Raw genomic sequence first — 12476 nt, 5'->3', positions numbered from 1 at the left:
ATCAGTATTGCAGCGCCCACGTTGAGGGATTAAAAATTTTTTCGCTAAATTGTGCGACGGAGCGAAACAGAGCAAACTGCTAGCAGTCCCGCTTTAAATTGTTGTAATCTATTTTATTTGCCAAGCCATTTAAATTTGGCATCTTTGATTATTTTATTAAATTCTACTTGAGTGATTTTGCCGTTCGCTAAATCATCTTCAGCTTGCCAAATAACCTTTTGATATTCGTATTCTATAGCGGCAAGAATATAACCGAGCTTTCTTTCTGTGATACTTCCTTTATGGAAGTAATGCATCGCTAATTTTTTATTCCACGACTTACCTTCAGGTGGTTGTGGTAACGTAAAATCAAGGGTAAGAAGCCTTTCATCTGATATTGTGAACCCCTTTGCTATTGAATCTTTGGCACACTCATAAAGCAGATAATCAATAGAATCTTGAAGACCATAAAAATGCCAATCAAAACCAGCATTACAGCCTCCCACAATTTTTCCTTCGTTATCAGTAATATTTATGACTCTCTCAGCGCAACCTGAAAGGCAAAACAAAACTACGATTATCTTTAACAAATTTCGATACAACGAGCTCTCCTATCAGAACAAAAAACAAATACGTAAACAAATACGTGATACGCGTGATACGTGACACTCATAAATATCTCATTGATTTTAATTAATACAAATAAAAATACAATAAAGAATTTCTAAGAGAAATAGGACATTTGGGTGCATCACGGCACGTAGAAATGATTAGACTTTGCTAATGTTGGTAACTCACAAGGTTAATGGAGGTATATCAATAAAAAATTGGTTGATAATCACAATTTCAGTTATGACAAAGCTAGGCCGTTGCCTATAAGTGAAATAAAAATAGGGTTGTTAAAACTTAACCGACTCCGCGATACCAGCTTTGCTGATGCTGATGGGCACATTGTCTGAGCGTGTTTGGTTGGCCTGCGAAATTGCTATATTGCCGCCTGAAGTTTTGTACTGCTTCAAGCCACACAGCAGTTTCAATCCCCAATTCCACTAATATCTTGGGTTGGGTTTTGCTGATAGCGCCGCGCTTTTTGGGGTCAAAATGTCGGCCACTCCAATCAGCGAGTTCCAGGTAATCCAGTAACTTAAATGGAATGGTTTGATTGTTTGCGTTACTGCCAAACGCCATAAGCTGCTTTGGTTGCAGAGTAACTTGTTCGGTTTTTTCTAACGTGGACTGCTTTTTGTAATGCTGAATGCGCTCTTGAATTGACGTAAAGTCGCTGTCTTGCAGGTTTTTCGCCATTTTGGCTCTGATGGGATTCAAATCGACGTACATCATGCAACTGAGTACAGCTTGCTCGTCTAATAGCGCTTGAGATTTGAAACGTCCTTCCCAGAATCGGCCAGTGCAGCGGTCTTCTTTATTCGCTTCTCTGGCTATAAATTCATTCAAGTTGCGCATGTACCAACTGATGTCGTAAAGTCGATTTCGCCACACTTCTATCGTTTTATCAACGCTGTACATATAGGCTTTATCTAGCTGCTCACCCTTGCGGTAGCGGTCAACCAAAATTGTGCCGTGATACAGTTGATACCAGCGTTCAATCACCTCGTCTTTTGACCAATTTAATGCCCGACTTCTATCCACTTTCAGCACCAAATGGTAGTGATTCGACATCACCGCATAGGCCGCAATATCAATGGCAAACACTTGCGATAGCCGCTTAAATCGCTCGACTAACCACGCACGTCGGTGTTCAAAGTTTTGACCTGAATACTTATCAAATCCCGCTAAAAAAGCCCTGCGAACACATCGACTAATACAGTGATAGTAAGGAGTGGAGTCTAAATCAATTAACGACCGTCTTGCTTGTGCCATGTGAGCCACCAAAATCGTGTAACTGCCATCAATTGTTTATTTTTCGGGCGTGATCACGGGGGGTTCAGCACCAAATGGTAGTGATTCGACATCACCGCATAGGCCGCAATATCAATGGCAAACACTTGCGATAGCCGCTTAAATCGCTCGACTAACCACGCACGTCGGTGTTCAAAGTTTTGACCTGAATACTTATCAAATCCCGCTAAAAAAGCCCTGCGAACACATCGACTAATACAGTGATAGTAAGGAGTGGAGTCTAAATCAATTAACGACCGTCTTGCTTGTGCCATGTGAGCCACCAAAACATGAAGTGATTAATTAAAATTAGACCCTCTATTGTGATTTTTCAATGAGATATTTATGGGTGTCTAGTTTATCCTTCTAACCAAAAACCATAGACCGAGTTACTTGCCAACGGTGTTTGCGCCATCAACTGTTGACTATATTTTTCCATAAAAGAACGCGGTGTTGATTGGCCCTGCCTATGCACCAATGTGTAATGACTCGATAACAGTGAGATATTTATGGGTGTCTAGTTTATCCTTCTAACCAAAAACCATAGACCGAGTTACTTGCCAACGGTGTTTGCGCCATCAACTGTTGACTATATTTTTCCATAAAAGAACGCGGTGTTGATTGGCCCTGCCTATGCACCAATGTGTAATGACTCGATAACAGTGAGATATTTATGGGTGTCTAGTTTATCCTTCTAACCAAAAACCATAGACCGAGTTACTTGCCAACGGTGTTTGCGCCATCAACTGTTGACTATATTTTTCCATAAAAGAACGCGGTGTTGATTGGCCCTGCCTATGCACCAATGTGTAATGACTCGATAACAGTGAGATATTTATGGGTGTCTAGTTTATCCTTCTAACCAAAAACCATAGACCGAGTTACTTGCCAACGGTGTTTGCGCCATCAACTGTTGACTATATTTTTCCATAAAAGAACGCGGTGTTGATTGGCCCTGCCTATGCACCAATGTGTAATGACTCGATAACAGTACCTTACCGTTATTACCTGCGATGACTTCAAGTACGTTAAAACCTGTTTCTAAATATGGCGCAAGATGTAGATTTATCTGCTCCCCCTGTTGGGTGGCTACATTTATCAGACACAGCAATGGCGAGCAGTTCACTTGCTCATTAGTAAACTGATGAATTTCTCCTTTACGAAAACTTGTCGCTATGTGTAAGTTTATTAAGCTGTGTTGGCCATTGTCTTTAAATTCAAGCAGCGTATAACGGGCTGTTTCGCCCTGTATCCCTTGATACAAGCCAGCAGGAATATGAATGGGCTTTGTTTGTTCAGCAAACGCGTTCAAACTGCAAAGAAAGAGTAATACGCCGAGCGTATAAACCGATAGTAAAAAGGCACGAGTTAATTCTGTCATATTGAGGGTGTTCAACATTATCTAGAGGTTGGGAGTCCAATCATCTTGTTAGCTTATGATACTTTGGAATTTAAGTCTTATTGACTCCCACACTTTCAGTATTTGAAGATAGATTTAAACTAACTGGTTCTTTTATTGGATTTAATAGTTTGCTTTCGTTCTCTAATTTATTTAACTCTGCGGCAATCTTTAAATCTTCTTTTTGGACTTCCCAGCTCTCACTAGACAGTCTGTTGTTTCAAAAAATACGCTTCTTCGAATTTAGCAGGTGATATACCGCCTGTATGCGAGTGGCGTTTTTTTGGATTGTAAAACATTTCTATAAAGTTAAATATCTCTGTCTTCGCTTCGACTCTGGTCGAATATATCTTCTTTCTGATCACGCGCTTTTTAAACGTAGCAAAAAAGCTCTCAGCAACCGCATTATCATGACAGTTTCCTCTGCGGCTCATGGAAGGAATAAGATTATGCTCTTTCATAAACGCTAAATAATCTGCACTGCCATACTGACTGCCTTGATCGCTATGTACCAACACAGATTGTTCTGGCCGACGTTGGTAAACGGCCATTAATAATGCCCGGATAACCAAATGCTTATCCATGTTTTTATCCATCGACCAACCGACAACGCGTCGTGAGAACAAGTCGATAACTGTCGCTAAGTACAGAAAACCCTCATACGTTCGCACATACGTGATGTCACTCACCCACGCAGTATTAGGTGAGTCTGGGGCAAAATCACGCTCCAATACGTTATCTGCAATCCGTGATGGCTTAACGCCTTTGATGTATTTGCGCTTGTAACCAATCTGCGCTCTAAGGTTGTTCAGTCGCATAATTTTAGCAACACGGTGCACGCTACAAGACTCGCCCGCTTCACGAAGATCACGATGTATCCAAGGGCTACCATATGTTCCGCCGCTGGCAATATAGAACTCTTTTATCCGCTTGAGCAGGCGATTATCTTCAATCGCTCTCGTGCTCAACGGCTGTTTAAGCCATGCATAAAAGCCACTGCGATTGATTTTTAATACACGGCACATGGATAACACAGAGAACTGCTTCTGGTGATCTCGGATAAAGGCGTACTTTACTCTAGCTGGCTTGCAAAGTACCTTGCGGCCTTTTTTAAGATGTCCCTTTCCTCCGTGACCCGCTTCAACTCTGCCTCTAACTTAGCAATTCGAACCGAATCATCAGATGACTGGCGAACGGCTTTATTGCCACTTAACTGGCTTCGCCAGTGATAGAGGGATTTAGTTGAAATACCAAGCCGATCAGCAACTTCCTGAACTGAATAACCACGCTCAGTAATTTGCTTGACTGCTTCTATCTTAAACTCTTCGGTATACCGTTTGCCTTTGCTCATAAACACCTCTATTTGAAGTTACATTGTAACTGTTAAAAGTGTCTAGCAAAGTCTGGGAAGTCCATTTATAATAATATCAAGTGCTCCATTAGCAGCTTCTTCAGATATACTTTCCAAAACTTCTGTTCCACCCAAATAAGCAGCGATGCTTTTAATGAAACTTAAAATAACCCCAATAATAGTAATTAAAAGCACCTCAAAATTTTTACTTGATACAACAATATAAAGCGAAATAAAAACTGTCGCCATTCCAATAATGACTAGAAAATTTTTCATAAACTGACCAAGTTAAAAAATACCAACGCCTCAATCAGAGGCAAATAATAGTTGGTTAAAATTAGCGACGCAGGAGCAAAACCAACGGTTATTTGTCCTGTTGAATTGACTTGTTAGTGTGTTCCTGCTCATTTTTTTTAATATTTTCTTTATGCTTTAACATATTAAGCTCATGCAGCTTATTAAAAATAAGTCTGTAATTTACGTAACTACCAGCAAATATTGCTGCAAATAAAACAGGAATAGTAGTAAGAACGCCTTTTAAATCACCAACCGTATCACGAGATTTTGATAGAGAAAGAAATATCTCTGAAGCACCACGCAAACCATTACCTGAATTCGGCTCGGTCGATCCTTCATCAATCAACGACAACATTGTTCGAGACAAAATCTCACAAATTGATTGAAAAAAATCGGGCATTAAAACATAGATAGAGAACAAGACGATAAAAAATATTGAGGTATTAATCGCGCCAAGCATAGCACCAGCTTTCGCTTCGTATGACTTAACGTCTTTCTCAATTGATTCAATCATATAAATTTAACACTCGATCCTTGATGAACACACTAACGCTTCAATAATACGTGCAGCAAGTTTGGCAGTTTCTTTGCGTTGTTTGCAAAAGAAAATGAAAAACTTGCGGAGTCGTATTTCATTGACTTGTTCTGTGGCAGCCAGACTTTAGTCGTTTTGGCTGCGTAGATTGGAAAACTCGAAGGAAAATGGCACTTGAGCGAGACTTCATATCCTAAAGCTTAGCACTAATGTCTGTTTGTAAACCCCGCTGGTTTCAACAGCATTAGTGCTAAGCTTTAGGGATTGAAATAAAGTATAGTCCCGTCAAGTTTCTTTGTTAGATTTTATAGCACTTAAAACAAGCCATTTTATACTGATTAAATATACAGTAAAAAATCCTGTGTACGCTATAATATCTAGGGTTTCCAATTCCATCAGAACAATTTAATATCGACCCTACGGGTCGTTTTTCTACCCAATATTGGGTCTATAGTATCTTACCCATATTAATAACAAAATATCTTTTATTATTCTATATCAAATAGATAACTAATTGACATTTTACTAATGAACCGACAAAAACGACCCATTGGGTCGATTTCTTGACTATAGGGGCACTCAAGTAATAGTTATACATATATACAATTGTTTTTTTGAGGAGACTGATGAAAACGCAATCGCCATTTTTAAATAACGCAAATAACAGAGACATCCACTCTAATTTGGTTTGGCTTTTTTGCAGAGCTTCGCTCGCCTTCGCAAGCAAGCTACACCTACCAACACTCACACCGCTGCCAATTTCCCCCGTGATCACGCCCGAAAAATAAGTAATTGATGAGTCAGGCATTTCATGGGTGAAATGCAAGGTGAAGCTTGGCCATGGAGGGCCTATCTTCAGCGCCAGCCCTTCTTTGGCTGCCGTCGCCGGTGCGACAACGGAGTTAATTTGAAAAGCAGGTTTATGAAGATTAAGGGGAGTGTTGATTTAATAACAACAAATGCTTTGATAAAGCTGTCGGGCTAAAGCCCGACCTACAATTTACACATCAATCAAGTCGCGACATAAGATCCTTGCTACAGCTCGCACATATCAGCTTTTCTCAAAACTCACACCGCTGCCAATTTCCCCCGTGAACACGCCCTAAAAATAAACAATTGATGAGTCAGGCATTTCATGGATGAAATGCAAGGTGAAGCTTGGCCATGGATGGCCTATCTTCACCGCTTGCGTTCACATCAATTGATTATTTGCAGGATACAGCGTGATGTTGGGGCGCTGGGTGAGTCCAGAGAAGGGGCTGCCGTCGCCAGCGCAACAACGATGCTAATTTAAAAAGGAGATATTGATGGCTGCCTCATATTTTCCTATTTATTGACTACCAAACTTTCTCTAGCTATGGGGTCTCCATGCAGGATTATCGTTTCTATACGGTTCCACGATTCTATAAAGTCTAAAGGATTAGTTTTAAGCAGCAGAAGGTTAGCAACTTTACCAACTTCTACCGTACCGTAATCATTTTCAATTTTGAATTGTTTAGCATTATTAATGGTGGCCGCCGCCAGTACTTCTTCCAGCGATAGCCCTGCGGTAACCATAGCTTTCATTTCTTGGTAGGTTGTCAGTCCTGGTTGATTGGCAAAACTCGGGCTTCCAGGGAAGTCCGAAGCCAATAAAACAGGATGGTCAGCACTTTTTAGGTATTGAATAACTTTATTACCTTTTCTTATTCGCCCATATAAAAATGCATCTGAAATTGATTGGTCAGGCATTCTATCAAAGCCAGCTCTAAGCTCTTCTTTGAACCATTGCGCTTCAGTGGTTTTATACCAATCAATAAGTGGCTTAGGGGTAATAGATGTAAACTCAGGAGAATTACCAATAGTTGGGATCATTACTTCACCTAAGCCAGCAATCACTCTTTGTGTTGGCATATAAGCGACTTCGTCATTGATCATTTTATCTAGTGTGTTAGATATTTCTTTGGGTATATTTTGTTCGCGATTATATTGCCCCCAATTCCACATACCATGGGCAATTACATCAACACCTGCGGCAAGTGCTAATTGCTGCATATCTAAAGCATTAGCATGAGCGACTATCAGTAAATTATACTTTTCAGCAGATAATTTAATTCGTTTTAGAGTGTTAGTTGAAAGTGTTTCCCATTGGTTAGCATTACCATAACCGTCTTCAAAATAAAGCTTTATACACGAAGCACCTGAATCGGCAATTTTACCAATTAACCTTTCTACTGAATTTTCTGCGGTTGCTTCTGCACTTTCATCAATTAAATAAGTAAACATTGATCTTGATAAATCGTCTGCTTTCTCTACATATGGAAAGGTATTCTTTGATGTTAAGACCTCACAACGAAAATAATCAGGGTGTTGAGGCGCTGAAGTAAAATAATCGAAACTCACTCCCGGGTTCGGATCAAGTATTTGAGTCACCCCATAAAATAAAAAGCTTCTTGGTTGCTGTTCAAAGTAAGCTTGTGCGAGTTTCGGATTTTTAATCGCCACTGGCTCAACACCAAACCCCATACCTGGGATTGACGATACGTGTGCATGGCTATCCATAAGACCTGGCGTTAAAAATTTACCGAAACCATTTATTTTAAGATCGTAGGATGTAATCTTTTTGCTCGTTATTTCGGTAATTCGTCCATCACTTATTAATACATTCATCTGACTTTTTGGGGCTTGCAAGTGAGATGAAACGATAGTGACATTTTCTATTAGAACTTTATTTTCCGCTAATGAAGCAAAAGAAAACAAAGAAATTGAGAGTAATAGTACTTTAATCATGATACTTCCATGTGAGATTAATTGAATAGCTAACGACTGCTTAAGCGAACTAAAAAGTTGGTTATAATGTGGAGCGAAACGGAACCAACTCAACTGTTTTAGTTACATTAAAATATCTTGCTAGCTGTTGTTTCGCACAAGTTCATCAATATAACCTTGCGCACCGGAAAAGCTGAATGATAACTCTCTGTCACCAAAGAATTTCGACCAGTGCTTTTTAACGAGCTTTTTATCATCAGAGTTATTACAGTAATCAACTACTTCAATTTTAGCTGTTTTCCGAGTCATTCGAGACAGCAATTGACGCATTTCAAAGTCAGCATTAGGTAATGAATAACCTATAAATACTAGTTTATCCGCTTCTGCTATTTCAATCCCTGCATTCTGCCAAATAACTTTATATTGTGGATTGGATAGATCCTTGATGTAAGTGGGCATTATTAAGTTTGAAGTTAGTAAATGATTGTTTTGTTCTTCGGGAAAGTTCTTATCACAGTGCCTGCACGATTCTCTATTTTCATAATCAAGAACCCCATCCTTCCTAGAAAACCGTGCATATAGTCTCATGCATCTAGGACATTGAAGCCAATTTAGGGAGCCATGAAGTTTTAGCAACTTAACATTAAAGCCACCTTGCCCTAGTTTTTCTAAACCAGGTTTTATTGACTCATCTATCTCATCTCTTGAGCTTATGTAACAACAATAATCAACAACTGCCTCATGGTTATTGTGCACAATCGATTTATGAATTGAATTATCTAATAGGATATCCCAGTTCGTACTAATTACACTTACAGGGTCAGAAATCCTGTAATTATTATTAGCTCTAACCGATGACTTCTTAGTAAGGTAATTAGCAAAATCATTGATGTATTGTTTGGAATTTTGAGTCTCATTTAAAACAAGTTGAATTGTACGCCCTACGACATGAAAAACCGCTTCGCGGACTTCCATTATCTTATCCAATCCGATACCTCTAAATTGAGAACTCTCAGTTAAGCACCGATCGAGTGGAGTAAAAATATCTTCAAGCTCAACTTGATCCAACATATTTTCAGCATAGCCAAGTTGATTAATTAAAAAATCTTTGAATATAGAAAACCTCTGAATATTATAGTTATCAGCATTTTCACTATATAAGCGGATAGCTTCTGGCAATAAATTGGCTTGTGTAGGTGCTCCAGCTTGGACTGAAAATCCAGCTCCAACGATGTAAACAGTTTTCATTAAATTACTCTTAAATTGGAAGAATATTGTGAAATATCATTAAACAGCTAACGCTTCTATAATATGTGAAACCAATTTGGCAATTTGATTACTCAGTTTGCAATTAAAGTGACAAATTAGTTGAACCGTATTTATTAACTTGTTCTGAGGCCACTAAACTTTAGTCGTTTTGGTTGCGAGATCAATCAAGACGTAAAAAAACAAGCTTTCGGTCAATTTAAAATCTTGTTTTACTTAAATTTTATCCAATAATCACTGTTTTTGTGTCTTTTTAATTCAGAAGCACGGATATCAAAATAGTCATTCATCTCGGTTGGCCGCGGCCAGTACCACGCTTGCAATCACACCTTGAGTGTTCAGGCGATTAGTCACACTCAGTTTGCCGCCTTGCTGTTCGACCATATTACGGCATAGGGTTAAACCAATCCCTTTACCTTGTATTTTAGTGGTGTAAAAAGGTACAAACAAGTTATCAGGATTGGCGATGCCTGAGCCCGAATCCACTACCGAGATCACCACTTGTTCACCTTGTTGATGGGCGTTAATTAAGATCGTTGCCCGATCTTTACTCGCTTCTATCGCGTTTTTAACTAAATTCACCAACACTTGTTCGAGTAATACTTTATCTGCGAGTACCCATGCCACTTTGATGTCTTTTGCTATTGGGTAATCAAATAAACCCATCACTGATTCGGCACATTCCTCTACATTGATAGGCGTAAGGTGCACATCGTATTCGGTGGCTAAATTGGCATAACGATTAACGAATTTCATTAGGCCATCGCTGCGCGCTCCAATCACACTTAACGCATCCAGCACATCGGGTTCGTGCTCTGCGAGCATTTGTTCGAGCGATTGCGCTAATGACTTGATGGGCGCAAGCGAATTGTTAATTTCATGACTGAGCACTTTGGTCATTTTATGCCAAGCGGTTTGCTCAGTTTGATACACCACTTGTTCAATATTGGTCAGCACGACGAGCTGATACTGTAACCCTTGCATACTCAGCTGACTGTGCCTTAGTTGCCACTTAGCAGCTAAAGAAGGCTCTGCAAAAGTCCAGTGAACAAGCTGCGCCGATTGCTGGTTAAATGTGAGGCCGAGTTGACTCGCATGGCTCGATTTCAAGTTTCGCCATGGTTTATGACACCATAGCGAAAACGCATCGTTGGCATGTTGCAAACGGCCATCTTGATCAAATAAGGCAATAGGCGTGGCCAGTTGTTCGATTAATCCTAATACCAGCACAGCTTGTTGGTCATAGTGTTGTTTTCGTGCTTGTAAATCTTGTGCCATTAGGGTGACTTCGTCTGAGAGGGTTTTGACTGCGCCTTGGGTAAATTTTGGGTTGGCCCGCAAGCTATAATCTTCATGTCGAATGGCTTCTAACATGGCTGATAAATTATAAAATGGCTTCGTCATGGCTCGAAAACAGACAGTTGCCGCAATGATCATGGGGATCAATACCACCACGACAATGGTTAACATAAGCAACAGTGATGTATCGGTGAGATAAAAGAGGGTCGCCAATAACGCACCTATAATCAGCGCAAACCCAACAAAACAACTCACGAGTAAATGTTCAAGCGACTTAGGTAACATCATCTCAGGGCTCTATTTCGTTTTGATATTGAATTTATCGAGGCGGCGATAAATCGCACTTTTACTGATCCCCAATAACAGTGCCGCGTCTTCGACTTGATTATTGCTTTGCGCCATCGCCATTTTAAGTAATTTAAGCTCAGCTTCTTCAAGTGTCATCAAGGGTAAAGGGCTTGACGGCGCTTGCTCAGCTGAGGTCGGCTGCAAACACGCCAAGTCTTCAATCGTGATAGCGCCGTGTTCGTTCATTAAGACGCTTCGGGCCATCATGTGGCTAAGCTCGCGCACATTACCTGGCCAATGATATGCGTGCATAAGCTCAAGTGCTTCCTCAGTTAAAGTGGGGGCCTCGAGCTGGTATTTTTGACTGTGCAGTTTTAAAAAGTGTTCTGCCAAGGTGTTAATTTCATCAAGGCGTTCGCGCAAAGGTGGGATCACCAGCTCAATGGTATTTAAACGAAAATACAAATCTGTTCGAAACGCACCTGTGCTCATTAGCTGCTCAAAGTCCGCATTCGAGGCGCTGATCACACGGCAATCAGCCACCTGAGTGGTGTTGTCTCCGACTAATTCATATTCTTGAGATTCGAGCACTCGCAGTAACTTGGCTTGTTGGTTTAAACCCTGTGTGCCCACTTCATCTAAAAATAACGTGCCGCCCGAAGCTTTGGCAAAGCGCCCGACTCTGTCTTGTTTGGCATCGGTAAACGCGCCTTTTTTGTGGCCAAATAGCTCACTTTCAAATAAGTTTTCCGGAATAGCCGCCACATTTACGCCTACAAAGGCACCTTTTCGCAACGACTGCTGATGAAGATACTGCGCAATGCATGTTTTACCGGTGCCGTTTTCACCCCGTAAAAAAACCGTGGCATCGGTTTTGGCAATGCGATCGATTTGCCGCTTTAACTGTTGCATTGCGCTGCTATGCCACAGTAAACCATCAATGACAGGCATGCTCGCAGGTGTGGGTGAAGTCGCCGACGCTTTTTCAATATCTGCCAGCGCAAGCTGCTTTTTCACCATCATTAACACAGCGTGGTTATCCCATGGTTTGGCAAAAAAGTCTTTCGCACCCACCTGCATGGCTTCTACGGCCAAGTTAACACTCGACCAAGCCGTCATGGCGATAATCGGCGGTGCTTGTGTGCCCTGCATCTGTTTTAAAAAAGTAAGCCCTTCTTCACCAGAAGTGGTATCAAATTCATAGTTCATATCTAGCAGCACTAAATCAATAGCGTGATTAGGTGTGTTGAGGAACGCACGCGCTTGGTTTAAATCGCTGGCTTCTTGCACCAAAAACCCATGATTTTTAAATAAAAATTTTAGGCTTAAGCGAATATCGGCTTTATCGTCGACGATTAAAAGGGTCTGTGTTTGCATCGCTATTTACCTACTTATTTGAATCCATCAGTTTTCTT

The 12476-nt window shown here is 40.5% G+C and carries 11 protein-coding genes and 1 pseudogene; 1 reads left to right on the top strand and 11 read right to left on the bottom strand.

What is annotated here, in order from left to right:
• Nucleotides 1-113: 113 nt before the first annotated feature.
• The 7 genes and pseudogenes from PULV_RS18565 to PULV_RS18535 all read right to left on the bottom strand — a co-directional run bounded on the left by PULV_RS18565 (nucleotide 114) and on the right by PULV_RS18535 (nucleotide 5439).
• Nucleotides 114-581, bottom strand: a complete 468-nt coding sequence (locus PULV_RS18565) for a hypothetical protein (RefSeq protein WP_193332712.1) — start codon at nucleotides 579-581, stop codon at nucleotides 114-116.
• A gap of 304 nt (nucleotides 582-885) precedes the next feature.
• The gene (locus PULV_RS18560; RefSeq protein ID WP_193332711.1) at nucleotides 886-1860 is read right to left on the bottom strand and encodes a transposase; all 975 of its coding nucleotides are present in this window, start codon (nucleotides 1858-1860) and stop codon (nucleotides 886-888) included.
• Between the two features lie 65 nt (nucleotides 1861-1925).
• Nucleotides 1926-2153 (bottom strand): annotated as a pseudogene (locus PULV_RS18555) (alpha-amylase family glycosyl hydrolase); the annotation flags it as partial.
• 575 nt (nucleotides 2154-2728) lie between these two features.
• Entirely contained in the window at nucleotides 2729-3259 is a 531-nt protein-coding gene (locus PULV_RS18550) for a hypothetical protein (RefSeq protein WP_193332710.1), read from the bottom strand.
• 221 nt (nucleotides 3260-3480) lie between these two features.
• Nucleotides 3481-4628, bottom strand: a protein-coding gene (locus PULV_RS18545) for an IS3 family transposase (protein WP_193330725.1) whose coding sequence is annotated in 2 segments (ribosomal slippage) — nucleotides 3481-4394 and nucleotides 4394-4628 — 1149 coding nt in all. Because the reading frame shifts where the segments join, the coding sequence is not laid out codon by codon here.
• Between the two features lie 42 nt (nucleotides 4629-4670).
• Complete coding sequence (locus PULV_RS18540) at nucleotides 4671-4904, bottom strand: hypothetical protein (RefSeq protein ID WP_193332709.1); 234 nt, start codon at nucleotides 4902-4904, stop codon at nucleotides 4671-4673.
• 88 nt (nucleotides 4905-4992) lie between these two features.
• Entirely contained in the window at nucleotides 4993-5439 is a 447-nt protein-coding gene (locus PULV_RS18535; RefSeq protein WP_135476870.1) for a hypothetical protein, read from the bottom strand.
• 1156 nt (nucleotides 5440-6595) lie between these two features.
• Here PULV_RS18535 and PULV_RS18530 point away from each other — a divergent pair.
• Nucleotides 6596-6754: a hypothetical protein gene (locus PULV_RS18530; protein ID WP_193332708.1), complete on the top strand. Its 159-nt coding sequence runs from the start codon at nucleotides 6596-6598 to the stop codon at nucleotides 6752-6754.
• A gap of 32 nt (nucleotides 6755-6786) precedes the next feature.
• Here PULV_RS18530 and PULV_RS18525 read toward each other — a convergent pair whose 3' ends face one another.
• From PULV_RS18525 to PULV_RS18510, 4 genes are all read right to left on the bottom strand, one after another.
• Nucleotides 6787-8229 carry an amidohydrolase family protein gene (locus tag PULV_RS18525; RefSeq protein ID WP_227009457.1) on the bottom strand — a complete coding sequence of 481 codons (1443 nt, stop codon included), beginning with the start codon at nucleotides 8227-8229 and terminating at the stop codon, nucleotides 6787-6789.
• Nucleotides 8230-8349: 120 nt separating this feature from the next.
• Entirely contained in the window at nucleotides 8350-9456 is a 1107-nt protein-coding gene (locus tag PULV_RS18520; RefSeq protein WP_193332707.1) for a hypothetical protein, read from the bottom strand.
• Nucleotides 9457-9756: 300 nt separating this feature from the next.
• A complete protein-coding gene (locus tag PULV_RS18515; RefSeq protein ID WP_193332706.1) occupies nucleotides 9757-11061 on the bottom strand; it encodes a sensor histidine kinase in 1305 nt (434 codons plus the stop codon).
• Between the two features lie 9 nt (nucleotides 11062-11070).
• Nucleotides 11071-12438 (bottom strand): sigma-54-dependent transcriptional regulator, encoded by a 1368-nt coding sequence (locus tag PULV_RS18510; RefSeq protein ID WP_193332705.1) that lies wholly within the window; start codon nucleotides 12436-12438, stop codon nucleotides 11071-11073.
• Nucleotides 12439-12476: the final 38 nt, after the last annotated feature.

This window comes from Pseudoalteromonas ulvae UL12 (assembly GCF_014925405.1).
GTDB lineage: Bacteria > Pseudomonadota > Gammaproteobacteria > Enterobacterales > Alteromonadaceae > Pseudoalteromonas > Pseudoalteromonas ulvae.
This window is presented reverse-complemented; position numbering and strand designations above follow the sequence as displayed.